At 58.8% G+C, this 24,992-nt stretch carries 17 protein-coding genes; 8 read left to right on the top strand and 9 right to left on the bottom strand.

From position 1 onward, the window contains the following. The first annotated feature begins 38 nt into the window (after window positions 1-38). Both SH139x_RS03410 and SH139x_RS03405 read left to right on the top strand, forming a co-directional pair. A complete protein-coding gene (locus SH139x_RS03410; RefSeq protein WP_488353881.1) occupies window positions 39-1,334 on the top strand; it encodes a hypothetical protein in 1,296 nt (431 codons plus the stop codon). 104 nt (window positions 1,335-1,438) lie between these two features. Next, window positions 1,439-2,188, top strand: a complete 750-nt coding sequence (locus tag SH139x_RS03405) for a YebC/PmpR family DNA-binding transcriptional regulator (RefSeq protein WP_488353880.1) — start codon at window positions 1,439-1,441, stop codon at window positions 2,186-2,188. Between the two features lie 409 nt (window positions 2,189-2,597). On the opposite strand, the gene SH139x_RS03400 is transcribed toward SH139x_RS03405, so the two are convergent. Beyond that, window positions 2,598-10,088 (bottom strand): hypothetical protein, encoded by a 7,491-nt coding sequence (locus tag SH139x_RS03400; protein WP_488353879.1) that lies wholly within the window; start codon window positions 10,086-10,088, stop codon window positions 2,598-2,600. A gap of 428 nt (window positions 10,089-10,516) precedes the next feature. On the opposite strand from SH139x_RS03400, the gene SH139x_RS03395 reads away from it, so the two are divergent. Then, entirely contained in the window at window positions 10,517-10,909 is a 393-nt protein-coding gene (locus tag SH139x_RS03395; protein WP_488353878.1) for a hypothetical protein, read from the top strand. An 8-nt stretch (window positions 10,910-10,917) separates the two neighbouring features. Here SH139x_RS03395 and SH139x_RS03390 read toward each other — a convergent pair whose 3' ends face one another. The 5 genes from SH139x_RS03390 to bioA all read right to left on the bottom strand — a co-directional run bounded on the left by SH139x_RS03390 (window position 10,918) and on the right by bioA (window position 14,294). Then, window positions 10,918-11,322 (bottom strand): hypothetical protein, encoded by a 405-nt coding sequence (locus tag SH139x_RS03390; protein ID WP_488353877.1) that lies wholly within the window; start codon window positions 11,320-11,322, stop codon window positions 10,918-10,920. After that, entirely contained in the window at window positions 11,322-11,552 is a 231-nt protein-coding gene (locus SH139x_RS03385; protein WP_488353876.1) for a hypothetical protein, read from the bottom strand. Before SH139x_RS03385 ends, SH139x_RS03390 begins: the two co-directional genes overlap by 1 nt. Window positions 11,553-11,559: 7 nt before the next feature. Continuing rightward, window positions 11,560-11,865 carry a hypothetical protein gene (locus SH139x_RS03380; protein WP_488353875.1) on the bottom strand — a complete coding sequence of 102 codons (306 nt, stop codon included), beginning with the start codon at window positions 11,863-11,865 and terminating at the stop codon, window positions 11,560-11,562. Between the two features lie 429 nt (window positions 11,866-12,294). Beyond that, a complete protein-coding gene (locus SH139x_RS03375) occupies window positions 12,295-12,867 on the bottom strand; it encodes a sigma-70 family RNA polymerase sigma factor (RefSeq protein WP_488353874.1) in 573 nt (190 codons plus the stop codon). Next, on the bottom strand, window positions 12,864-14,294 hold the full coding sequence (gene bioA / locus SH139x_RS03370; protein WP_488353873.1) for an adenosylmethionine--8-amino-7-oxononanoate transaminase: 1,431 nt from the start codon (window positions 14,292-14,294) through the stop codon (window positions 12,864-12,866). Before bioA ends, SH139x_RS03375 begins: the two co-directional genes overlap by 4 nt. 121 nt (window positions 14,295-14,415) lie before the next feature. Between bioA and ruvB the strand changes: the two genes are divergently transcribed. Further along, the gene (gene ruvB, locus SH139x_RS03365; RefSeq protein ID WP_488356153.1) at window positions 14,416-15,453 is read left to right on the top strand and encodes a Holliday junction branch migration DNA helicase RuvB; all 1,038 of its coding nucleotides are present in this window, start codon (window positions 14,416-14,418) and stop codon (window positions 15,451-15,453) included. 111 nt (window positions 15,454-15,564) lie between these two features. Here the strand turns inward: ruvB and SH139x_RS03360 are convergent, their stop codons facing one another. Further along, on the bottom strand, window positions 15,565-16,854 hold the full coding sequence (locus SH139x_RS03360; protein WP_488353872.1) for a dihydroorotase: 1,290 nt from the start codon (window positions 16,852-16,854) through the stop codon (window positions 15,565-15,567). After that, window positions 16,855-17,805, bottom strand: a complete 951-nt coding sequence (locus SH139x_RS03355) for an aspartate carbamoyltransferase catalytic subunit (RefSeq protein ID WP_488353871.1) — start codon at window positions 17,803-17,805, stop codon at window positions 16,855-16,857. A 341-nt stretch (window positions 17,806-18,146) separates the two neighbouring features. Between SH139x_RS03355 and SH139x_RS03350 the strand changes: the two genes are divergently transcribed. From SH139x_RS03350 to SH139x_RS03335, 4 genes are all read left to right on the top strand, one after another. Next, window positions 18,147-18,668: a hypothetical protein gene (locus SH139x_RS03350; RefSeq protein ID WP_488353870.1), complete on the top strand. Its 522-nt coding sequence runs from the start codon at window positions 18,147-18,149 to the stop codon at window positions 18,666-18,668. A gap of 204 nt (window positions 18,669-18,872) precedes the next feature. Further along, the gene (locus SH139x_RS03345) at window positions 18,873-20,342 is read left to right on the top strand and encodes a MotA/TolQ/ExbB proton channel family protein (protein WP_488353869.1); all 1,470 of its coding nucleotides are present in this window, start codon (window positions 18,873-18,875) and stop codon (window positions 20,340-20,342) included. After that, entirely contained in the window at window positions 20,339-22,351 is a 2,013-nt protein-coding gene (locus tag SH139x_RS03340; RefSeq protein ID WP_488353868.1) for a hypothetical protein, read from the top strand. Before SH139x_RS03345 ends, SH139x_RS03340 begins: the two co-directional genes overlap by 4 nt. Beyond that, complete coding sequence (locus SH139x_RS03335) at window positions 22,348-23,358, top strand: hypothetical protein (protein WP_488353867.1); 1,011 nt, start codon at window positions 22,348-22,350, stop codon at window positions 23,356-23,358. The genes SH139x_RS03340 and SH139x_RS03335 overlap by 4 nt, the downstream gene beginning before the upstream one ends. A 69-nt stretch (window positions 23,359-23,427) precedes the next feature. Here SH139x_RS03335 and SH139x_RS03330 read toward each other — a convergent pair whose 3' ends face one another. Further along, the gene (locus tag SH139x_RS03330) at window positions 23,428-24,798 is read right to left on the bottom strand and encodes a toxin-antitoxin system YwqK family antitoxin (RefSeq protein ID WP_488353866.1); all 1,371 of its coding nucleotides are present in this window, start codon (window positions 24,796-24,798) and stop codon (window positions 23,428-23,430) included. Window positions 24,799-24,992: the final 194 nt, after the last annotated feature.

The following is a 24,992-nucleotide window of genomic DNA, read 5'->3' as shown; positions in this document are numbered from 1 at the left end:
CCATTCGATCAACCAGCATCCCGCTATCGACACCCTTCATGAGCGCCCAGAATCGAGCCTCCCGGATTAGCAAGCTTCAGACGCTTCTGAAGAAAGCTTACAAGCCGATTATCCACGTCGAAACTCGAACGCTGATGGAGCATCTGCTGTATGCCTGCTTGCTGGAAAACGCTCCCTACGAACTGGCCGACGAAGCGTTGGCCCGACTCGAACAAGAGTATTTCGATTGGAATGAGGTGCGGGTCACAACCATCACCGAACTGAGCGAAGTGCTGGTACGCTTGCCCGATGCCCAGGGTGCCGCCGTCCGCTTGAAGAAGAACTTGCATGGCATCTTCGAGTCGATGTACACCTTCGACCTTGAAGAGCTGCGCAAACTGAATTTGGGAAAAGCGATTCAGAAGTTCGAGCGTCTCCCCTCAATGACACCCTTCGTGCTGGCTTATATCACCCAGCATGGCCTCGGTGGACACGCCATCCCACTCGACTCGGCTGCCCTGCGACTGTTCTGGCTGACCGAAATTATTAACGAAAAAGAACTAAAGACCGGCAAAGTTACCGGTCTGGAACGGGCAGTGCCCAAAAATAAAGGTGTTGAATTTGCCTCGCTGCTGCACCAAGCGGCCGTGGCCATCAACATCGACCCCAACGATCAAGCCGCTCGCCAAATCGTCGTCGCGCTGAATCCTGACCTCGATCAGAAATTGGCCGATCACGTCGCCGAAGTCAAACAAAGACGCGTGGTCAAAGCAAAGGCCAAGGCGAAAGCCAAAGCCGATGCCGACGCGGAAGAAGCGGCCAAGGAACAAGCCAAAGCTGCCAAGTCAGCCGGAAAATCAGCGGGCAAATCAGCGGGCAAAGCGGCCGCCAACAAAGCCGGTACCAATAAGTCGACTGGCAACAAGTCAACTGCCACAAGCAAAGCAAGTGACAGCAAGGCCGGCGGCACCAAAGCGAGCTCCAGTAAACCGAGTTCCAGCAAAGTAGCGAGTAGCAAAACGGGCGGCAGCAAGTCGCTCACCGGCAAAGCCAGCCCCGGCAAGACGGGCGGCAGCAAGCCGGCGGATAGCGTCGAGTCGGCGGACAAGAACGGCGCCAGCAGCAAGCAAGCCAGCGAAGATGCGGCCAGCGAAAAGCAGTCGGGCGTGAAGAAAACTGCGGCCAAGAAACCGGCTGAGAAAAGCTCCGCCAAGTCGTCTGGCAAGAAGACCAGCGGCGGTGCCAAAAAGTCAGCCGACGCGGCGGCAGAGACTGCCGAGCAACCTGCGGCAGCCGAAAAGAAAACTGCGGCGAAGACCAGCGGGAAGCGAGTTGCCAAACGAAAGCCACGCTGAGCAATCGCCGCTGGACAGGCCGCAGGTATCGCAGGCTGCGAGTTTGGCGAATGTATTCTCACTCCGTCTAAAAATCAGGTACTTGATCGTTCGAGGCAACCACGATGGCAGGCCACTCGCATTGGGCTGGGATTAAACACAAGAAGGCCCTGATCGACAACAAACGCGGCAAGCTCTGGAGTAAACTTAGCAAGGCAATCATCATCGCCGCCAAGCTCGGGGGTGGTGATCCCGATGCCAACATCCGGCTCCGCAAGGCGATCGACGACGCCAAAGCGGTCAGCATGCCCAAAGATAATATCGAGCGGGCTATCAAGCGGGGCACCGGAGAACTCGACGGCGGCAACGTTGAAGAGATTCTCTACGAGGGTTATGGCCCCGGCGGTGTGGCGGTGATGTGCGAGATTATGACCGACAACCGCAACCGCACCGCTCCCGAGATGCGAACACTGTTCTCCAAACATGGCGGCAACTTGGGGGCCACCGGTTGCGTGGCCTATCTGTTTGATCGCAAAGGGCTGTTTGTCTTCTCAGCCGATGTCGACGAAGAACAGATCACCTTGATCGCCCTCGAACATGGCGGCGAGGATGTCGAAGAGAAAGAGGACGGGCGGCGGCAAGTGGTCTGCTCTCCCGAAGTCTTTGGCGAACTATCCGAGGCTTTCTTCGCCGCCGACTTGCAACCCGAATACAGCGAAGTCACTCGCCTGCCACAGAACATGGCCGAAGTCGACGGCCCCACGGCACGCGATTGCCTCCGCTTGCTCGAAGCGCTCGACGATCACGACGATGTGCAAAACGTCTTCACCAACTTAGATATCTCCGCCGATATGCTGGAAGAAATGAGTGGCTAGCGGTTAGTGGTTAGCCGTTAGCCGTTTGACCCGCAGCCGCTAGGCGCAGGCGTTTCAGTCAGTGGGTTACCTAGTTAGCACCCAGCACCGCAGCCCCACAAAAAGACTCGCTCCCTTCGCCCCCGGGACTGGCCTTGGCAAGAGCACGTTCCGCACGGCAAACCTCATTAAGGCCAGTTTTGGGGGAGAAGGGCTGGGGTTGAGGGGGAGCCGCCGTGGTATGCCGGGGCGCTCCGCCCGGCGACACCAACTCAGCCGGGCTTGTCAGCGCCCGGTCCGCCAAAGGAAAGAACGATTAAGGAAAAGTGAAGATTGAAAAAGGCAAAATTCATCAGCTTCAAACCTACAACCCCACACTCTCTGCTCGAACTAGTCGCGTGCAACCAAACGGTGGCTAGCGCCAGAACCGCTAAGCATCCCAAGCGTTCAACCTGCGAACCCATTGCTGGAGCTGAGCCTTATTCTTTTCAATCGCCATCAAACCACCCAAAATCAAAATGCCCATCGTGATGCCAAATACCCACCAAGGCCAATTCTGATCAATCGCTTGCCCGGCATGCCAAACCATGCTGAGCACGCCGACTAGAATGAACATCGTGCCCAGGTAGAGGAATGCCCGCGTTCTCAACACCACGCCGGCAACCATGCCCAATAAGGCCAACAAGATCAACAACATTGGCCCCAGCAGCGACGAACCAATTTCCCCAAACATAATGTCAGCCGTGCTGCTGACATAAATCACTAAAGTCGCCGCATAACGAATCGTAACCAAGACTTGAGGCGCCAAACGCCGACGTTCTAACTGGGCCGCAGCCAACACACAGACCGCCGGTGGGATCAACCACAACTGTGGATGTGCGAGGAACCCAAATCCAGGGTTCTGCACCAACACCACCCACAACGCCGCGTTGGCCAAAATAATCCCAGCCACCCGTGGCAAGCGGTCTTGTCGCCAAAGCACCGCCAAACCGCCGTAGAAGATCGCCGCCACGACCAAAAAGAACGCGTAGGAAACCCGCTGGCCACCGAACGTCCAGTCCATTTCACCCGCTGACAACCAAAACCCAATCACGGGAATCAGCGGCAAAAACAAAGTGGTCTGACGCATGGTTTGCCCCACTACTTTGTCTTCCCTCCTGCGTCCCCACTCGGCCAAACCGGCACTCAAAAACGCCAGCCCCATCACAATGTAAGGCCAATACGGTCGCAAACCCACCAACAACAAATCGGGCTTACAAAGATAAATATGCAGCCAAGCTAACCCGCCTAGTGCTTGAGCCAAGTAAAGCGCGATCCGCCGCTGCTGATCGCTCAACGCGGGCAGCACACTCAGTTCCGCGGGCCGCAGCAAACCGACGATCGCCGCCACCACGGCACCCGCACCGATGAGAAACGCGACTCCGATCACCAAGGGCAAAGGCACCAAAGCCAACTGAGAAGTCCCACGCAGCATCGCCTCTTGCCAAAAGATCAGCGGCAAAGCGAACGCTGCCAGAGCGGCTCCCAAACCGGCCGCTAGCCGCAGACCGCCTCGCCAGCGTTGTCGATCGAGCCCCAACACGTTGGCCGCGACCCAGAGTGCGGCGGGAGTGATAATCACGGCCGCAATCCACAATCGCATTGTCGCTAGCAGCCACCAAGGCCTCGCGTCACGCTCCAACCCCAGGGCGGCCAACACCATCGCCGACACGACCAGCACCACGGCCAGTTTCCGCAACACCTCCGCTCGTCCAAGCAGCCGCGGAGCAAATGCTTCATACCAACCCGCAATCGCTCCGTGGCTGAGCCCCATCGCACCGACCGAAGCAATCAGCAACCACCGTGATGTCGCTTCGATGCCACCGAGCACGGCAAAACTAGCCGCGATTGTCAACAAGCCAGCCGTCGCCATTACCAACCCGGACAACACCTGTCGCCCCGGCAGTTGATACATAATCGCGCTCTTGACTTCGAAACCATCATCGGACTCGGCACCAAACTCCTGCTGCGCGGCGCGCGACGTCAACACCAATGGCCAAGCCCAGATCCACAACCCACTGATCACGGCCGCCGCCGAGCACTGCAGCGCCACGGGCAAGACTTGAAAGTCAGCCGGCACCAGCCAGCCGACCAAAGTTGCCGACAGCAATTGGCTGGCCACATAAGCCACGGCGATCGCCAGCAAACTCCGCAAACGCACCAACGTGCTGACAATCACCACCCCCATCGCCGAGATGCCCAACAACATCACATCCACCGGCAACACTCCCGCCGGTGCTGCCATTGGCGGCACCGCCAGACCAAGAGCATTGCCGTTGAGCCCGAGCGTAAGGTAACCAATCACCGGCAAAAAGGCCAGCAGCGAGCCGATCGCAAACAGGTTGTCGATCCACAGCAAACGCACCTCCGAAGTTTCGGCAAACTGTTGTTTTCGTCCCCACCGTTCACTCGCCAACAATCGCCAGCACATCGCGCAAAACGCGAAACCGAAGGCAACTTTGGCGACCAATAAGGCGATGGTCGGGCTGCCATCAGCAAGCACAAAAAGACCACATGCCGCCGCCAACACTCCGTAGGCTTGACCGGTTTGCCACCAAGCCAAACGCGACCACATCAACAACGACAACGTCACAGCCGCGATCGAACTCACAACCCAGATCGACCATCCGGGCTCGCCCCAACCTGTCTGAGCAGCCGCCAGAATACTGCTGCTGACAGCCAGCACGCCCGCCATCGCCATCGCCCAGCCGCGCTTTTGCCAACTGGCCCATATAGTGCCGACCAACATCGTGAGCAGCCAAATGCCGCTGAGAATCAACCAAGCAGCGGACAAATGAACCCACTGCCAATACACGGCCGCGGCACTCATCACGCCGCTGGTCGCCAGCCCGGCAAATAAAGCTCCTCCCAAACGCAAATTTTCAAACAACCGCAACTGACGCAACAGCGGTGGAAACAGCACCGCCAAGCCCCACAACACGAGCGGCGAAAGTTCCGCTTGCGGACCTTGAACCAAAACCTGCCAGATGAATCCCGTGATCGTCACGATCGCCAGCGTGACACTGCCGGCGACCATCGCTGGTTGACCATTGGCCCGCTCATCCGTTTGCTGCCAAAGCTGCAACACGCCCCGCTGCGAAACCTCCGCGGTAGACGCCGTCGCGAACTCCTGCCCAAAATCGCTCCCCTGCCCTTTTCCGGCGGCAAGCTCCGCTGCCATCGGCGTGCCACGCAGCAACCACATCCAGTTGGCCTTGCCCACGATCATCAACGCGGCAGCTAGCAAACAAAACACCACCGCGACCGGTTCCGCCGCGTTGGGTGCCAGCCACCAACCGCAAACCAGCAAACTCGAAACTTGAACAGCCGCCATCACCGCTGGCAATGGAATCCTGTTGGCCGCCCGCCGATAGCAGGCGACAACCAGCAAGCAGGCGAAGGAGGCCAAGATGAGCAAAAAAACGGTCGTACCAATCGGCTCCCCACCGAAGATGGCGAAGGTGCGAAAGGCCGGGCGAAGACTGACCAATATCACCCCGCTGGCCAACCAGCGATCGATCACAATCGGAGCCGCCCGCACGACTCGCTGCACCGCATTGAGCTTTGATGCTTGTGCAGAACTGACGGCGGCAGCAACAGCCGGGGTCAACATATTCCAGACGCTCGCCAACACGGCCATCAGCAATCCGGCGAGCGCCCATTGAACTTCGGTGGCGAGTGACAACAAGCTGACCACGCCAATCCCGGCGACCAAGCCCAACAGCGAGACCAGTTGCCCCAAAGCGGCCAGCTGCAAGCGACGATAAATCGCCAACCCGAAACCTCCATTCCAAGCCGCCGCGGTGCCAGCGAGCAGCAACCACCGCATGCTATCCGCTTCCCCTTCCCACCAACCGAGCACGGCAACCAAAGCAGCCACCGACAACGATAACCCCACTCCCGCTACCGATCTGCCCGCTAGCGATCGTGAAGCCAACCCGCAGGTTCCCGCCAACGCGGCTCCCAACATCCACATCGTGGCCATCACAAACCGCTCGTCGACCACCGCCTTCCAGGGCCAAACCGACGAAGGCAGAGCCGACAGGGTGAGGCTCAGTAAACCACTGATACTGATCAAACCGGCTGCCAGGGAAACACTTTTTTGCACTTTGCCGTCCGTTGTTTGCTGCGAGAGCAACAAGCTGCCCAACGTGGCAAGCGCTAGCCACACCGCCGGTTGATCAATACGAGTCAGTTCGACCAGCAACACGCTGGCAATGCCCTGCACCGCCACCAGGGCCGCCACTGCCACGCCCAGCGAAGCTCCAAGACCGATGGCGGTGGGCGGAAACAGTCCGCTGGATGCCGACGCGAGATGGGCCGCCCGAACGGAGCGTGGCCAACCGAGCGCGTCGATGCGACTGGTCAGTCCGCTCCGCTGGGCCAAACTCGCTAACAACTGCATGCCCAACAGACTGCCGACCGCGGCCGCCAACAAGGATGTCCACGCTGGGTCCAGAAAAAACAACCGCGTGGCCACGACCAGGGTAAGCGGCAGCAACATCACCAACAAAGCGGCTGGCCATTGACGATCGATCAAACGCGCCATCAGCGCCAGTTCCAAACTGCCCAACAGCCCCCAAGCAAGACAAGTTAACAGCAACCAGTGACCGCTGGCCGACGCACCCAATACCAAGCCGACCGGCCCCTGCAACAGCGAGATCGCGGCCCCGCCGGTCAGGAAACCGGCCAAGCAAACCAAAGCGATAAAGCAGCCATGAATCGTGCCCCGTAATTTGTCACGCTTACCCGAAAGCTGCCACAGCGCGACCAGCAAACCTGTCACCAAGATCGCACCAGCCCAACCGACCGCGACCACACCACGCGGTCCCGTACCAAACAGATACACTTGTGCGAGGGCCAACGTGGCAACTGGTAAACCAGTCATCACAATCGCCCAAACCTGCACTTGATTGACCAACGAGCCGCCACGTTCTCGCCAACGCCAGCGATGTGCGGAGGTGCTGCCGAGCAATAACGGCCAGGAGCGGGCGAGCGCCAACACAAGCATCATGCTGGCACCGGACAACACGGCCGTCCAGTCGGCAATGCTGGCAACTCGTCCGAATGCGTGACAGAGCATCACGTCCAATAAATTAATCCCCACCGTGGCTGCCAAGACAAACAAGCTCAAGTAGCCAAGCCAACTGTCTAGCTGCACCCCGTCGCGATCGAGCACTCGCGACAACGCACGCCAACGACCAACGGCAAAATCACGCAACAAGCTCCACCCGGCGGCCACTCCCGCAGCGATCGCCAAGCAATAAAACAAACCACTGGTGTTCTTCCAAGTCTCGCGATTCAATAACCAATCGGGTTGCCACTGGGCGATTAGCAACACGATACTCAGCCCGCTGGCCAACTGGGCCAGTGGAATCCAGCCGGAACGCCGGGAACGGACCGCGGCCGTCAACAAGAACAGTCCGCCACCCACCGCGATTGCGATTGCCCACCAAGGTTGTGATTTAAAACAGAAGGGAGTCGTTAGCAAAGCCAGCACACCCAGCAGGCCCGCATCCCGCCACCAAACCGGCAACAGCCGGCGCTGCCGCGAAACGATCACGCGCCGACGTGGCATGCCAGTTTCCGCGGGCAACGGCTGGCCCAATTGCCAATTCGCCGCCAATTCTCCCAGACCGGCGACCGCCAACGCGGCGGCCGTCAAGGCGAGCGCCAGCTGAGGAATCCAAATCATGAATTCGACTTGCCACCAAACATCAAAGGAAAAGATCGCGGTGGCGGCAGCTGTTAAGACACCCGCGACGGCCAGGAGTCGACCAAGTTTTATCGCTTCGCTGACGCTCGCCGCGGCACAAGCCAACGTCGCCAAGGCCAGCACGATCAAACTGCGAGGCACGCCATCGAGCCAAGCAGCCGGCCCCAAGCCAACCGCGACGCCGACTAGCCCGCCGAGCGTTAAACTGATGCCCGCCGCATAGATCAACCAACGAGCCGCTTCCCCAACCCAACCGACAGCCGGAGTAAGTTTCGCTTTGCGCCGCAGCACCGCAGCGACCAAAAGCGTCAAACCGCCCACAGCCAACATCGAAATCATCGCGTTGCCGCTGACGTAACGCCGCCACATCGCCAAATCGGCGTCCCAAACTTGCTGGCCATACCACACGGATGTGGCCAGTGGCGCCCAGAAAGTCGCAGCCAGCGGTGGCAAAGCCAACAGCCTGGGTTGCCGCAGCGTAAAGGCTAATAACAAGCCGGTCGTAGCGACTCCCAAAGTCCATAGACTGACCCACAAAAAACGATCCAGCGAAGGTGGCAAAATCGCCACGATGGCCAACAGACTCATGATGCCGACCGCTTGATAGCCAACCCGGTAGGTCGCCGCCGTGACTCGTTGGGCGACTTCCCAACAAGTCGCCGTCAAAGCCGCCAAGGCGGGAATCAGTGCTAAGGCCAGTGGCAACAACGTCGCCAAATCTCGCTCGCCGCGAATCACAAACATGGCCAACAACACGCCCAAGGCGTAGACAACCAAGCCATAGAGCATCGTCAAGTGATTCCGTTTGGCTGGCAACAGCAGCTTGCGCGAGGGATGCAGACGCAACTGCTGGGAGTCGACCATTAAGCCCAGTGCAACCGCCACGGAAGCCAGCAGCATGATCCAAGGCACAGCCTGATGCGAGAGCCTGGCTGTCGCTGAAGCGAAGGGGAGCAACAACGTAGGCAGCCCGAGCATGATCGTCCACAACCAACGACGTGGCTTACCCACCAAGGCGGCACCCGCGGCGTACAACATGCCCACACAAGCCGCTCCACCGCCGCCCACCGCGACGAGCGTCAGCGGTTCGGCCAACGAAATCGCCTGCTCGCCACCGCCAGCGATGCTGATCCCGGCCATCATGCTCAGCGGCACCAACATCGTGGCGATAATCAACACCGCGCGACTGGTGTGTCGCAATCGCCAACGCTTTAACGTGTATAGACCAGCACCCTCGATCGCCGCCACCGCGCCCAAGAAAACAGCAGCCGGTATCAAGCGGTTGGCTTCGGTCAGCGTGCTCCACAAACTGATCACCAGCCCGATCGAACAAACCACAATCAAAATTCCAGCCGCCAACTCACCCCAGCGAATGTTGTGGGCTGCTAAGAACGACTGCAACACTTCCGACAGTGCCCGCCGAGGCTCGAGCGATGGCCGCTGAACCTGTTGAGCAGCGACAGCCATGGCTGGCTGCGGCTGAACCATGGGAGGCTGTGACCCCGATGGCGTTTGAACAAGCGGAGACGGCGCGAGGGGAGTTGGAGCCGGGGTGACTGGAGTCGGAGTGACCGGCGTTGGAGTTACGGGAGCGGGAGTTACGGGAACCGGAGTAACTGAAGCGGGCTCAGCAGGAGCAGGTGACGGTGCCGAGGTCAGGGGCGATGACGTCGGTGGTGTGGGGTTCGGCCGCACGGGGGCCACTGGTCGCGATGTTGCTTGCGAAGTGAACTCAGGTGTCGGACGTGGTGCTGCGGGGGCAGATGGTAACCGGTGCGTGGCTGGAGTTGGCGGCTGGCTGGTTGGTGTTATTGGCTGGCTAGCGGGGGGGCGACTTACCTCCGTGTTTGCCGGTGACGCCACGTGAGCTGCGGAAAAGTCTTCTTTGGCGCGGCGGGCCAGCGACTCCAACCGCTCCTGCTCGGCTGGCAAAATCCAGCCCTTCCAGCGGAGGTATTTGACCACGCGTCCATAGGCTAGCAGGTCGGAGATCAGCTGCTGCCGGGGTGAGTTAGGGTTGCCGCTGGCGTTGGCACGATTTGACGAAGGCGACTCGTGAGAGAATATTGCGCGGAAAATCGCCGCCAAAATCAACCAAGAAAAATGTCCAAGGAAAGTCACCACCACGAAGGCGATGAGCAATCCGATCATGAATTCGACTGGCATAACGAACGACCTAAAATCACTCTCGCGCCGGATGAAACCGAGCACCGATTTGAAAACCCCGAGCGTCCCCAGCCGCTAGCCACTAGCCACTAGCCACTAGCCACTAGCCACTAGCCACTAGCCACTAGCCACTAGCAATACGACACCCTCGCTCACCAGAGAGCCCAGGGAGTCGTAACAACCGCGCAAAACGGTACTTTTTTTTCCATTTGCACCCATTTATGGCGGTAGGTCGGTGTTCCGCATCGATTTCGCTGAGCGTCACCCCCGTCATGAACGCTGATCGCCGGTGCAAGCCGAACAATCGCGCTGGCCCGCACTGGAATGCCGTTCGCTGCTCAAAGCGACCTGATTGACGTGTGGCATGTGGTATGATCGATCCGATGCTTAGGACCAGTTCCAACGTTTCCCGCCGGAGCATTCATGCCATGCGTAACTTACTCAGCCTCGCGATCCTGTTCACTGTCTCGACCGTCGCCCTGGCCGACCATCCGACTTGGCCCACGCCACCGGTCGATTATCGCTTTGAGCCGATACCGCCGTTGGGAAATCGCCTGCCTTATTCATATCGGGCCCGCTTTAATCGCCCGTCATATTTGGGCGGCGCGATCTCCCACATCATCGCGCCTAGCAGCCAAGAAGCAATGAGCTGGCACGAGCATGTGCATATGGGCTCTTACCGCAACCATGCCGGGCGGATTGAGAAGAAGTACTTTTATCCCAAGCCATGGGAAGTCTTAACCGTCGGCCCGCGCACTTCGCGAGCCCCAGCGGGCGAGCCGATGCCGATTGCCGATCCACTGTCGAACGTCTATCCATAATGTCGCAACTACGGTTCGTAGTCGCCGCCTGGCGGACTGGGTTGCACGGCCAACCAACGCTGGGCAGCCTGCAGTAGAAGATCATTGGGCGAATCCGCAGGCGGAGTAGCGGACGGCTGCCGCTGTGCGGTGACCAATTCGGCGGCGTGGTGCCAAAGCTGTCGATCGAGCTGGGCCTTGAGCTCCGCCAATTGTTGCTTGCGCTTCGGAATCAGTTCCAGAGCAACCTGCTCACCACCGCTCCATCGCTGCGGCACGGGTGAACGGGGATACGTTTGAGGAAGCCCCCCCAACAATAACCAGCACCACAGCACGACCAACAGCCCCGCGCTGCCAAACACAATCGCGGCCCGCAAGGAATTTGCCGGGCGTGATCTGCCCGGCGAATGGTGGAATTCATCGGCGAAATTCATTAGTCGGCTGGCGTTTGGTCTGCTGGGGTTTCTGAGCGAGCCTGCTCCAGCGCACGTTGCGCGGCGGAGCGACTTTGCGAAGCGGCCAGCCATTTCTCACCATAACGTTCAGCCGCTCGCTGCGTCTCAGCCCGTGCCCGCTGTTTACCCACCATCACTGCGCAGGCCGCCATGCCAAACAGCAGATAGCTGAGAATAATCAATCGCATCGGCCCCAGAATTTTGCGCATCAATAACTCAATCAGATTCCGAGTTGGCAGCAGCAGGCGTTTGGCTTGCCGCCGGCATTTGCGACTGTTGCCAAGCACGCCGAAAAGCGGCTTGCTGTAACAAACTAGTTTCCACCCGGGCGATCTCTGCTTCTAGTTCCAAATAAGTGACCGAAGGCTGCACACGCTGTAACTCATCTTCCAGCCAAGCATCGTCTCGCAGCCACACATGCATGACGACAAACAGCGTCAGCCCCAACGAACTGATCAGCGTCAGCAAGCCCACCAGCCAAAGCTTGGACGAAGATGATGCGATGGTTTTGCTTGCGTGCATGGTGAGAGCTTCAGGGATGGAATTTAATGTTCTCGCAATAGTTTACTTTATGGTGTTTGGCGACGCGTGTGGTGTTTGTTGCGGGGCGAACGGAAACGGCTAACAAACTGTTAGCGGTTTTGGCGCTAGCCACCGTTCGGTTGCACGTGACTAGTTCGGGCAGAGAGTGTGGGTTTCAGGTTTGACGCTGATGAATTTTGCCTCTTTCAATCTCCACTTTTCCTTAATCATTCTTTCCTTTGGCGGGCCGGGCGCTGACAAGCCCGGGGAGCGAGTCTTTTCGTGGCGCTGGGGTTTGGTTGCTAATGAGTAATACGCTGACTTAAACGTCTGTGTCTGCGACTGCGGCTGCGGGTCAAGCAGGTTGACTCGCAAACGATTGGGGACAATCGTTCTACATTGTGCCAACTAACTGCTAACCGCTAACACCTAACCTGGCTTCAATTCATGCCGCAGCGCTTTCATTCCTCGGTGCAACAAACCGGCGATCGCTCCGGTAGTCTTTCCCATCCGGGTGGCGCATTCCGCTAACTTTAAACCTTCTAGATAGTGCAGCCTAACAGCCTCTCTTTGTTCCTCGGGCAACTGTTCAATCGCTTGACTGAGCCGGATCACGCGTTCGCCGACCACGGCATGTTGGCTCGGCGTCGGCGAACTGGCTGCCAGCCAACCTTCCAACCTCAACGACGATTGAGCTAACCGATCCTCGATCGATCGTTCCCGCCGCACATCTCGTTTATCACGGTGCATATCGCGATCGAGGTGGGAGATATTGCGAGCCAAAATCTGCCGCAGCCAACCCCGCAACTCGGCTTCACTTCCGCCCCGGAACTGGTCGATCGCCTGCACGGCTTGCATTAAAGACTGCTGCACGATGTCCGACTGATCGACCTTCGATTGATAGGCGCGGCGCATTTGCACGCGGGCCAACATCTTCAGATAAGGTTGATACTGCCAAAGATTTTCTGGATCGGTGAGTGACAGGTTCGTCGCTTCGCTCATAATTTGCCCGGATTGAGATTAGCCAAAAAAGGATGGTGATTAAATTCCTCCTGGATCGATTGCCGCACTACGCGGCCCAACAACTGCAATTCGTCTGTTTGGATGCTCAGCGGCGGCATCAACACCACCACATCTCCCAGCGGCCGAATCCAAACGCCACTCGCAACCGCTCGCTCGCAAACTCGCCGCCCCCGCAATTGATCCGCAGGCAAAGGGGTCTTGGCTGCTTTGTCGGCAACCAACTCGATCCCCACCATCAGTCCGCGTTGTCGAATGGAACCGACTCGCGGGTGCGACTCCAGCGGCGCCAACTCGGCAGCCAACTGGGCAATTTTAGCGGGTAATTTTGCCAACGTTTGTTCCTCTTCAAAAACCTCCAAAGAAGCCAAGCCGGCGGCCGCTGCCAGCGGATTTCCGGAGAACGTGTGTCCATGGAAGAATTGCCGCCCCGCGCTGCTGGGGGCTAAGAAGGCTTGCCAAATTTTGTCGGTAGCCAAAGTCGCCGCCATCGGCAAGTAACCACCGCTGAGCCCTTTGCCGAGACAGAGCAGATCGGGAGTCACCTGTTCGTGCTCACAAGCAAACATTTTTCCGGTCCGACCAAACCCGGTAGCCACTTCATCGCAGATCAGCAGACAATCGAACTGATCTGCCAATTTCCGCACGCCGGCGAGGAAACCGGGCGGATGCATGATCATGCCGGCGGCACCTTGGACCAGCGGTTCGATCACGATCGCCGCCACTTGTCCGGCATGTTGGCTGAGCAATCGTTCGAGCTCGCTCAAGTACTGCGAGCAAGCCTGTTCGCTGGTGATTCCGGCGGGCAGTCGATAAGTATCGGGGCAAGGCCCGCGAAGCACATCGAACAACAGCGGCGAGAACAATTTGTGAAACAGCTCCACACCGCCCAGGCTGGTGCTGCCGGTAGTATCGCCATGATAAGCCGCGCCCAGGGAAACAAAACGAGTCTTGCTGCGATTTGCTTCGCCCCGCTGTTGCCAATACTGAAAAGCCATTTTGAGAGCAGCTTCCACCGCGGACGAGCCATCGCTGCTGAAAAATACGTGCTCTAAACCGAGCGGCGTGATCTCGGTCAACCGGGCGGCAAATTTGGCCGCGGTCGTGCTGCCCATCCCCAGTGAAGTGACCTGGGCGACGCGCGACAATTGCGACTCGATCGCAGCCACGATGCGGGGGTGTCCATGCCCATGCACAATGCACCACAGGCTGCTGACCCCGTCGAGCAACCGCCGGCCGTGACAATCGATCAACCAATTTCCCTCAGCCCGCTCGATCACCAGCGGTTGATACTCGGCCATTTGCGTAAAGCCATGCCAGACGGCCAAGCGGTCAAGTCGCTCGATCTCCAGTGCATCCGGTAGCTGCAGTTCACCAACGATTGTTTGCGAGTTGTCCGCAGTCGCCATCTTTACTCCGATTTCCACAGGTAGTGCTCCCCTGCCCTCCCCGCCACGGCAAACCGTCGATAAGCTGAGAGGATTAAAGGATTTGTACGATTGTCCAGATTTCACAGCGGTGCTGAGAGTTATGGGACGCGAGGCAATTTACCAGCAATCGGGCGGTGGTGACGATGGTGGAGAGCACGACGGGGACGAAATCCCCGCGGCGATCAACCAAGACTCCCGGCTGCGCCCCTCGGCGATGGACGAAATGGTCGGCCAACGCGAGACGATTGAACGATTACGCATCGCCATCGACGCCGCCCGCTCGCGGGGCGAGCCTTTGGGGCATATTTTATTCGATGGGCCGCCCGGTTTGGGAAAAACCACCTTTGCCACCGTGATTCCCGCCGAAATGAAGACCAGCGTGCAATTGGCCAGCGGGGCCGCGCTCAAAGCGCCCAAGGATCTAATCCCCTATCTGACCAATCTAGCCAGCGGTTCGGTGCTGTTCATCGACGAAATCCACCGCCTGCCTCGCACCGTCGAGGAATACCTCTACACGGCGATGGAAGACTTTCGCATTGATATCGTGTTGGGTGAAGGGGTCAACGCGCGAACTTTGAACCTGGACCTGCAACCCTTTACGATGATCGGCGCCACCACCCGGGCCGGCATGTTGAGTGCACCACTCCGCGATCGTTTCCAAATCCGCGAGCATCTCAGCTATTATTCGATTGCCGACTTGCGAGAAATCATTCGCCGCAACTCGCAAAAACTGAAAGTCGAAGTCGACGAACCGGCCACCGAAGAAATTGCCATTCGCGGTCGCGGCACTCCCCGGATTGCCAACAACCGGCTGCTGTGGGTCCGCGATTACGCGCAAAGCCGAGCCCCAGGGACGGTCTCGCCGGAAATCGCGGTGCGAGCCATGGAGATGATTGGCATTGATCATCTGGGACTCGACAAACAGGACCGTGGCTATCTCGATACGCTGCTGCGAGTGTTCGATGGGGGACCAGCCGGTCTGGAAGCAATCGCTCACACGATGAACGTCAGCTCCGATACGCTGGAAGACGAAGTCGAACCCTTTTTGTTGCGGAGCGAGTTAATCGTACGCACTCGACGGGGCCGGATGGCAACCGCCGCCGGCTTCGCGCATATGGGCCGTAAAATGCCGATCTAAACAGCTCCCCATCATTCAACAAGAACTTATCAAAAAACCCTAACTAACCGCGGCTAGCGCCAAAGCGGCTAACTAACCGCGGCTAACGCCAAAGCGGCTAACTAACAGCGGCTAACGTTGATACTTGACCAATCCAGCGACGATTGTGTGCGTGACGCGGCCTTGCAGCTGCCGCCCGTGCAATGGTGAGCTGCGGCAGTAAGAGAGAAACTTGGACTCGTCCACCGTCCAACTGGCCGCCGGGTCAATGACCACGATGTCGGCCGACTCGCCCACTTGTAAGCTGCCACCTGGGATGCCGGCAATCTCAGCGGGTGCCGTGGAGAGCCGCCGAATGGCTGTCGACCAATCGAGCAAGCCGGGCAACACGAGCTCGCTGATCACCAACGAGAGACTCGTCTCCAACGACGATTGACCGAAGGGTGACGAATCAAGATCGTTCATTTTTTTCTCGTCGGCCCGCGGCATGTGCCCCGACTGAAAAGCATCGATAGTGCCGTCGATAACCGCTTCGCGCAAGGTCTCGATATGGCGGGGACTGCGGAGCGGGGGATGGACTTTGTAGCGTGCATCGAAGGTCCGCAAGGCCTCATCGCAGAGGCTGGCGCAGATGTTATGCGGGCAAGCCGACGCGGTTACTCCCACTCCCCGCAGCTTGACCCGCCGCAACATGTCGATCGCTCCCATCGTGCTGACCGGGCCGACATGCAACCGACCCGCTGTCGCCTCGGCCAAGCGAACATCGCGGGCAACGGCTAAATCCTCCGCTTCGGTCGGCAAACCGGCCAACCCTAAGACGAGCGAAACCTGTCCCTCGTGCATCACACCGCCGACCGAAAGCTCCGGTACACCGGGACGATCGATAATGAGGCGATCGAACATGCGACAATATTCCAGCGCGCGGCGGAGCAACGCGTTGTTGGGCAGCGGGCGGGGCGAATCGCTGAAGGCGACCGCTCCGGCCTCGGTTAACAATCCGAGTTCGGCCATCGCTTGCCCCTGACGCCCCTTGCTGACGCAGCCGATCACGTGCACGCGGGCCAAGTTGGCAGCAGCCGCTTTCTGGCGAACCAACTCGACGGTGCTGGGCGAATCGATCGGCGGATCGGTGTTCGCCGCGCAGAGGATCGAAGTGAAACCACCAGCCACCGCGGCGGCCAACCCCGTGGCGATGGTTTCGTCCTCCTCCCGTCCCGGCTCGCGCAGTTCCGTCGCCAAATCAATCAGTCCGGGAGCCACGATGCGATCCCGCGCGTCGATCCATTGGGCGTGCGGTGGGATCATCCCATCGGTCGGATCGTAAGCAGCGATTTTTCCATCGATGACCAACAAGCGAGCGACTCGGTCCAAGCTCTGAGAAGGGTCGATAATACGCCCATTTTCCAGGCAAAGCGTTGACATTTATGCTTGCTCCTTGACTTGGGCCAGCAACCAGAGGGCGGCCATGCGGACGGCAATCCCGTTGGTCACTTGGTGCAAAATTACGCTTTGGGGACCATCGGCGACCTCGGGAGTAATCTCCACACCACGATTGATCGGCCCAGGAGCCATAATCAAAATGTCATCCTTGGCCGCTCGCATCCGCTTTCCCGTCATGGCGTAACGCAGGGCATATTCGTGGATGCTGGGGAACGAGGGAATCGACTGTCGCTCAAACTGGATGCGAAGCAAATTCAAGACGTCGCACTGCGGCAAAATGGCATCCAAATCATGGGCCACTTCGACTCCCAATTCTTCCCACCGCTGACTGACCAAGGTGGCCGGCCCGCAAACGATCACGCGTGCTCCCAAGGTTCGCAGCCCCCACAAATTACTCCGCGCCGTGCGACTGTGCTGAATGTCGCCAACGAGGGCCACGGTCAGCCCGGCAATGCGGCCGCGATGCTCCAAAATGGTCAGCATGTCGAGCAAGCCTTGCGTCGGATGCTCGTGGGGCCCGTCTCCCGCGTTCAGCACATGGCACTGCAATTGGCGGGAAAGCAAATGGGGCGTGCCGGGAGTTTGATGGCGAGTCACCACCCAGTCGACACCCATCGCCTCAATTGTTTTGGCCGTGTCGACGAACGTTTCCCCCTTGGCCACGCTGCTGCCGGAACTGCTGAATTCGACCGTATCGGCCCCCAGTCTTTTGGCAGCCAAGGAAAAGCTATTGCGGGTGCGGGTGCTGTTTTCAAAAAATAAGTTGGCGCAAGTTTTTCCCGACAACAAAGAGAGCTTATCGCGACATCCCCCCGTCGCTTGTTTTATCCAACTGGCCGTGTCGAGCATCGCCATCAATTCAGCAGCCGAGAGGCTTTTCAAATCCAACAGATGTCGTCGATTCCAAGGTACTGGGGGTGGGAGTTCAGCCATAAAGGATGCGTCGGGCTCGATGAGAAAAACGGCAAATCGATTCCATTCCGGCGGCCGCCGGGGGTTGGGCGACAGCTTAGCAGGTAAACGTCGCGGCGCGAATTTGCCCGGCCAGCAATCGTCAGTTGCGATCCATCATTTGGGTCCCACCAGCGGGTGGAATCAAGTCCGCCAAGAGATAGTTTTTTCGCCGGTTTGCACCTATTTTTTTCAACTTGCCCAAGGCAAATGACGATACCCCGCAATGTCCGCGGAATCGGCACATTCGATTCCGGAGGTGGGACATTCGCTTCTGGGGGGGAGCGAATCTATCCGCACACACCACGATCCGTGTAAACGCCATGAAGCCCGTCCGTACCCTCCTGGCCAGCATTTTGCTAGCGATTTCCGCCTGCGGCTGCTCCGTGATACCGCCGATGTACACGGACAATGACAAGTCGCTGGATCCCTTGATTGCACTCCAGCCTTCGGCGGCGAGCGAGCAATACGATGTGATCTCGCAAGCTCGGGCCAGAAATTCCGTGGTGCTGGAGATCGTTGGCTCGAAAGAGCCGGTCCGCGTCCTACCCCTGCCCACCGATGGGCGTTCGGTATTCGTCAGCGACCTGCTCAAACAAAGTGGTTTGACGCAAGAGTTTACCCGCATGCAGGCAACCCTGTATCGCAACTCGCCGAATACTTTAGGGGGCATCCGGATGGGAATTCACTTCCACAACCGCAGCAACCAAATCACCGCCGAGCACGACTACGCGTTGCAAGCGGGGGACCGTCTGGAAGTGGCCGAGCTGGAAATCAACCCCTTTGAGTCATTCGGTGATTTGATCATGCCATCGGTGGGCAATCGCCGGCTGGTGGCGTACTAAGAACCTATCCGAAAACCGTTAGCCGCTTTGGCGCTAGCGGCGGTTATTTTGGGTTTTCGGATAGGTTCTAAAAGCTGGCATCCTGAAACGAGACCAGCCAGCTTTTTCGGATTTCAGTCTTGACCTCAACAGCCTGAGATCGGCACTGTGGAGGCATGACTTTCCCACCACAACTCGGCACGAATTTGAGCAGGGCAGGAAACAGTGAGTAATCGCGAGCGAGGCCTGGCCAACCAAGGTTCGTGGGTCGCTAACACGATTCGCCGTTTTTCCGGCTTAGCGTTAGCGGCGGGCTTTTACGCGCTGGTCATGACGCTCCCGGTGCCGATGTTGGAACGCTATTTCCTGGGACACCCGGTGGCAATCGCTGCCACGGTGTTATTTTGCGTTGCCGTGGGTCAATTATGGGCCCGCCACCGGGAGATCGCCAAAGTCCATCGGCAATTGGGGCTGATCAGCGACCGCGAATTGGTTCCCCAATCGTTGCACGCCTTTTGTGGCTGGCCAGCCGGTGAGGACTCATCGGGCCAATCCGCCCCCGCTGGCAACTCAATCCATTCGATCAGTGATCGCGTCAATCAATGGCTCGCGCATCTCCGCGAAGTGCCACCGGCCATTGCCCGTTCGGCGATGGTGCTGCGGTTGACCGATTTACTCGAACGGCAACAACGGCGTGGGCATGCCGACCAACTGAGCGACGATATGCGCGAAGTCGGTGATCGCCAAGCCGACGCCGATCATGATGCCTTGCAGTTCGTTCGCATCATCGTCTGGGCGATTCCGATGTTAGGTTTTTTGGGTACGGTAATCGGCATCACGCAAACACTCGGTGGGCTTGATTTTACCGACGGAGCGGCCGCCGTGGAACGACTGAAGAGCGGTCTCTACGTGGCCTTTGATACCACCGCGCTCGGTTTGGTGCTGAGCGTGATCGCGATCTTTCTGCAGTTCCCGGTGGAAAAGCACGGCCGCGAGGTGTTGCAAGAAATCGAACAGCGGAGCGACCGTTTGCTGCCGGCGATCCTATCGAGCGGCACCAAGATCGAGAGCCACGACCCCTTGGTAGCTCTCCGTCAAATGACGCTCGAAATCTCTCAAACGGTGAAAGATTCCGTGCGTTTGCAGGCGGAATTATGGCGTCAAGCGATCGATTCCGCGCACGACCACTGGCAACGATCGGCTCATGAATCGGCCGATCAATTAAAGGTCGCGATGCGGGAAGTGCTGGGCGACTCGTTCGCCAAATCGCTGCAACAACATGCCAACTCGCTCCGCCAAACTCAACGCGAAGGTGCAGAGCAGATTGATAATCGCTGGCAACAATGGCAGACCGCCCTCAGCGATAACGCGCGGGTCTTGCTGGCTCATCAAAAGACTCTCTTGCAACAGGGCGAACTGTTAGCTGATAGCCATGCGCGAGCCGCGGAACTGCAGAGCTTACAATCTTCGCTCGATACAAATGTCAAACTGGTCACCGATAGCGTCGAGGCGGTCGATCGTGGCTTACAGTCGGTCAGTGAAGCGAACACGGTCAGCCAAGCAATGCTGACACTTGCCGAAGCGGTCGAGGTATTGGCGACTCGGTTGCCCGCCACGCAGCCCGCCAACGGCAGCGAAACTTCTACGCAGGTTGCTCGCCGAGCGTTGACTCGTGCGGGGAGAAACGCGGCATGACGCGCCGCCGTCGACTGGGACTCTCCCCCTCGCTGTTTCCTTTTCTGGCGGTGCTGGTGTGTACCCTCGGCACGTTGATTCTATTGCTCGCCCTGGTTTCGCAAAAAGCGGAAGAGGCGGCTCAGCAATTGGTCGACTCCGAGTCGGAAACCGCTCGTGAACTGGCCGAACAGCAGACTTGGCAAGCTCAACAGTTGATCGCCTATCGTGATCGTCAAACTGAAATTCTCGAAGAGCGTCGTGGCGAACTGGCGCACCTCGAAGATCACTCGCGACGGCTCCGCGAATCGCTCGAGCAACTGAAAGATGAACTGGCGGCGGCGACCGAGTCGAATGATGCCAACAGCTTGGCCGCGAAACGACAACGGTTGGCTTCCCTCGAGTCGGAAATTGAAAAACAACGCGCGGCATTGGCCGAGCGCAGCGAGCAAGACGACGGACGCCCGCCTCGCGTGGTGATTGTGCCTTACGAAGGGAACAGCGGCACGCAGCGACGACCGATTTACGTGGAATGCACCGACGAAGCAATCATTTTGCAACCGGAAGGTGTGCGGCTGACCGCGGAACACTTGGGAGGCCCCCTCGGTCCCGGCAACCCGCTCGACGCCGCGCTGCGAGCAATCCGCGGGCATTGGCAAAAATTGGATGTCAACGCGCCACCCCCTTATCCCCTGCTGCTGGTTCGCCCCAATGGCATCCACGCTTACGCCGCTTGCCGCATCGCCATGGATGCCTGGGATGACCAATTCGGTTACGAACTGGTCCCGGCCGATATGGAATTGGCTTTTCCCCAGCCCGATCCCGAACTCAAAGCGAATCTGCTAGCCGCCATCGAAAATTCGCTGAAACGCTCCAGCTCCCAATTGGCCAACGCACCACGACGCAATCGCTTCGTCGGTGCCGCGCCCACCACCTCGGGATCAGGCAGCGGGCCAGGCAGTTACCAATATGGCAGCAACGATGGTAGTGGAACTGATAACGGAACTAATAACGGAAGTGAGTTCAGTGACGGGTCCAGCGGCAACGGGAGCAACTTGGCGGGTAACGGCGGGCTGCCTAATAGCGACGATCTAAACGGCGCCTTTGACGGCGCTTATAACGCCGATCCAAACGGCGGCGTCAACGGCGATCAACCTTGGCTGGGGGATTCACCCCCGACGACCGACATCGCCCGACTCCGCCAAGAACTCGCTGGACGAGCAACCGGCCAGCCCGGCAACGGGACCTCGACTGGCAACGGCGGCTCGGCGGGCAATGCAGAACTGAATACGCCAATGAACTCGCTGGCAGGCAACGAGCAAGCGGCGACTGGCGAGGGAGCTTTCTCTGGCAACAACCCGGCTGACCAACCAGGAAACTTTGGACAAACGGGTTCCCCCGAGGCCCAAGCAACCAACGGCCAAACAACGGGCGGCCAAGCAGCAGGTGGACAGGCAGCAGGCACACAAGCAGCGGGCGGACAGACAGCAGGTGGGCAAAGCGCCGCGGCCGCGGCCGGGCAACCACCCGTCAACGCTTCCGGACCAGGTGGTGGTGGCACGTCATCCGCACAATCACAACCAGCTCAAACCTTCTCCGCGGCGATTGAAGAGCGGGCCCGCGCGCAAGCCAACAACCCGCCTCGGCAGGCTCCTCCCAGCGACCAGTTGCCCGATTTGAATGCCGGCAACAATTGGGCGCTCCCCGATTCGTTCAGCCATCTGCGGGGACCGACGGTGGTTCGCGAACTGCAATTAGCCTGCCACGGACAGTATCTCGAACTGGCCGGCGAGCGCGGCGGAGCGGCGGTGACCATTCCCATTCGCAATGGTTTGATCGACCAAGCGGTGCGAGAGTTGGCCGGGGAAATTCGTCGCCGCGTGGAAGACTGGGGGCCGGTGATGCGAGATGGTCGCTGGGAACCAGTGCTCAGCGTGCGAGTGGCGGCGGACGGTGAATCCCGCTTTCGCCAATTGGAAATGCTGATGCGAAACAGTGGCGTGCGAGTGGAGAGGAAACGGACACGATGAGCCGACAGAAACGCGCAAAGCTGGAAATGGGTTTCGATTCGTTCCTCGATATCGTGGCGAATCTAGTCGGCATTTTGATCATCCTAGTGGTCGTGCTGGGTGCCCAATCGCAACAGGTCGCTGAACAAGCGGCGATCGATTCAGTGGTCGAATCGGAGGAGATGCGGGCTTATGAACAATCGCTGGCGCTAGCCAACACGGCCCGCCGCGCCGTCGATGAACTTCGCGGCGAAACGTCCAACTACGAACGAGAAATTCAGCAACGTCGCCAAGAACGAAATATGCTGCTCGATTTGTTGGCGCTCGCCAAAGAGCAATGGCAAACCGAAAAAGCAAAGCTCTCCAACGAACAGCAAGCGGCCAGCCAATTGGCGGCCGAGTTGGCGGCCAAAGAACGCGAGCTCCGCGAACTGGCTGGTGAACGCTCGCGATTCGATAACGCCGAGCCCGAACTGGCCGTGCTGGAACACCTCCCCAGCCCAATGGCCAAAACTGTCTTTGGCGACGAAATCCATTTGCGGCTGCGGCAAGGCAAATTAGCCGTCGTGCCGATCGATAGCTTAGTTGAAGAAATCCGCATCGCCTTCCGCAGCGGCGTCGACGGGACACGCCCCGGCAGCTCAACCGCCACGGTCGGTCCAATTCGCGGCTTTATCGGCAAGTACGAAGTGCAACGCAGCCGAGCGACCGCCAGCCGCGGAGGCTCGCTCGGGACCGCCATCCGCCTCGAACTGACCGGACTGACGATTGAACCTGTCGATGAATCGATCGGCGAACCACTGCTGCAAGTCTTGCAAAGCAACCGCTCGATGCTCGACATCGAATTCGCCGGACGCCCAGCGGAAACGACCACCGTTACCGTCTGGGTCTACCCCGATAGCTTTAAAGAATTTCGCTTGTTGAAAGAACATCTCTACAGCCGCGGTATCGCCACGGCAGCCAGGCCGCTGCCGGAAGGAAGACAGATCAGCGGCGGTCCCAATGGTTCGCGAAGCGCGGCACAATAAATCTGAGGCGAGCGGCGAGTCACCCAGCCGCCGGTTCCCCACCTTAACATCGCAAATCAACATCGTGGATCAACGTCGTGGATCAATCAACACCGATTGGCCAGGCAATTGCGACCGCCTCAGCGAACTCGGGCGGCTCGCCGAGTTCCGCTCGCCGCTGTTCTCCAACGCTTCCCCGGCAATTCCGCTGGCGGGCGAATCGGCGTTCTCCGGAACACTCTCTTCACCCGAGGGCGTCAGCAATGCATCGGCAGGTCCGCGGAAAACCAGCTGTCCAGTGGCCGACCAATTCGACCAAATGCCGACTCGATTCCCAGCTTCGTATTGTCCCTCCGCCATCTTCATCCCATTGATGTGCCACCAGCTCCAAGTCCCGGTCTCCATGTCATTCACATACTGACCACGCCCCCGCGGTTGGCCATTTTCATAGAACCAAGCAAATTCGCCTTCCTGTTTGCCATACTTGTAGTTGCCCACAAAGGCTGGTTGGCCGTTTGGATACCAACGGCGGACGACACCATGACGAATCGCGGCGGAGGTCGGCTCGGGCATTTGCCGCAAGCTTGAATTCCACCAATCGTGCGAAGCGATTTCGCTGGCCAGCGGCACCAACATGCTTTGCTCGACCTTCTTCTTGGTCTTCCGCTGCGGGTCGAACCATTCGGTCGAACTTTGCACCACGCGACCGCGATCAAACTGAACCGCTTTGATTGCTCGGCCCGTTGACGCCAATCCGGGCGAGCTGGCTGGAGCGGCAATCTTCGCTGGTCCGTGCGGCATGTTTTGCGAATAGAAAATTTCGCGAATTACCTCGCCCTGACTGTCGTACCACAGCGAGACATTTTCACGCTGACCATTGACCAACTGCCAAACGAAAACTGGATTCCCCGCACTATCACTGACCATCCATTCGCCAGACACCTGATTATCGGAGAACTGTGCCTGGGAGCGAAAAGGTGCCTTAAATCCTTTATCGAGCGTGTCGGTCAATTGCCGCAATGTTTCAACTCCGATCCACTGCGTCCATTCTCCCTGCATCGCACCTAGTTCGTAACTTCCTTCGCGGACAACTTCGCCCTTGTTGTTGTATTCCTTGAACTCTCCGTGATTGACCAAGTTGCCCATTGCATCCTCGACCACGTGCCGCTCGATAAAAACCGAACCGTCGGGATAACGCTGCTGAATCAACTCACCAGCGTCGAGGGGTTGAGCTGGCTGCTGTTCGGGGACCAGCAATTCGCCCCGGTCAGGTGGCAACAAATCCGACTCGAAACTAGGAAACCCATAATCGGCTGCCGTTTCAGCAAGTTGCGTGTCCACGGGCATTTCAATCGCAACCGTCTCCGGTGGTACCAACTGCTGGGCAGTCGCTCCCGAGGTTGAGGCCAAAAGGGTAGCAGCGGCAGCCAGCCGCACGAACGAATTATGGGTTGTGTGCATCGCGGTCGGTTCCAGCGGTGGGACAAGTTCCTGGGCAGGGCGGATGGTCGCCAGCCGGGATGCGTTTGATCCCTTGATGACAACCGCAGAGTTGCCGCGCGTTTGGCCGCAGACTCAGTTAGTCCGCCTTCACTAGAACTTTTAAATCGTCGCTGGGGGGACCGCTAATGAGCCGTTCCGTCTGCGACACAGTG

The organism is Kothea flammea (assembly GCF_052161645.1).
GTDB lineage: Bacteria > Planctomycetota > Planctomycetia > Pirellulales > Pirellulaceae > Laterigemmans.
This window is presented reverse-complemented; position numbering and strand designations above follow the sequence as displayed.

Bases quoted from the DNA above. Each gene is read 5' to 3' on its own strand.
- SH139x_RS03355 (WP_488353871.1), bottom strand. From the start codon at position 17,805: ATGGCTGAACTCCCACCCCCAGTACCTTGGAATCGACGACATCTGTTG.
- SH139x_RS03350 (WP_488353870.1), top strand. From the start codon at position 18,147: ATGAAGCCCGTCCGTACCCTCCTGGCCAGCATTTTGCTAGCGATTTCC.
- SH139x_RS03385 (WP_488353876.1), bottom strand. From the start codon at position 11,552: ATGCGCAAAATTCTGGGGCCGATGCGATTGATTATTCTCAGCTATCTG.
- SH139x_RS03405 (WP_488353880.1), top strand. From the start codon at position 1,439: ATGGCAGGCCACTCGCATTGGGCTGGGATTAAACACAAGAAGGCCCTG.
- SH139x_RS03340 (WP_488353868.1), top strand. From the start codon at position 20,339: ATGACGCGCCGCCGTCGACTGGGACTCTCCCCCTCGCTGTTTCCTTTT.
- SH139x_RS03380 (WP_488353875.1), bottom strand. From the start codon at position 11,865: ATGCACGCAAGCAAAACCATCGCATCATCTTCGTCCAAGCTTTGGCTG.
- SH139x_RS03360 (WP_488353872.1), bottom strand. From the start codon at position 16,854: ATGTCAACGCTTTGCCTGGAAAATGGGCGTATTATCGACCCTTCTCAG.
- SH139x_RS03395 (WP_488353878.1), top strand. From the start codon at position 10,517: ATGCGTAACTTACTCAGCCTCGCGATCCTGTTCACTGTCTCGACCGTC.
- bioA (WP_488353873.1), bottom strand. From the start codon at position 14,294: ATGGCGACTGCGGACAACTCGCAAACAATCGTTGGTGAACTGCAGCTA.
- SH139x_RS03330 (WP_488353866.1), bottom strand. From the start codon at position 24,798: ATGCACACAACCCATAATTCGTTCGTGCGGCTGGCTGCCGCTGCTACC.
- SH139x_RS03375 (WP_488353874.1), bottom strand. From the start codon at position 12,867: ATGAGCGAAGCGACGAACCTGTCACTCACCGATCCAGAAAATCTTTGG.
- SH139x_RS03390 (WP_488353877.1), bottom strand. From the start codon at position 11,322: ATGAATTTCGCCGATGAATTCCACCATTCGCCGGGCAGATCACGCCCG.
- SH139x_RS03410 (WP_488353881.1), top strand. From the start codon at position 39: ATGAGCGCCCAGAATCGAGCCTCCCGGATTAGCAAGCTTCAGACGCTT.
- SH139x_RS03335 (WP_488353867.1), top strand. From the start codon at position 22,348: ATGAGCCGACAGAAACGCGCAAAGCTGGAAATGGGTTTCGATTCGTTC.
- SH139x_RS03400 (WP_488353879.1), bottom strand. From the start codon at position 10,088: ATGCCAGTCGAATTCATGATCGGATTGCTCATCGCCTTCGTGGTGGTG.
- ruvB (WP_488356153.1), top strand. From the start codon at position 14,416: ATGGGACGCGAGGCAATTTACCAGCAATCGGGCGGTGGTGACGATGGT.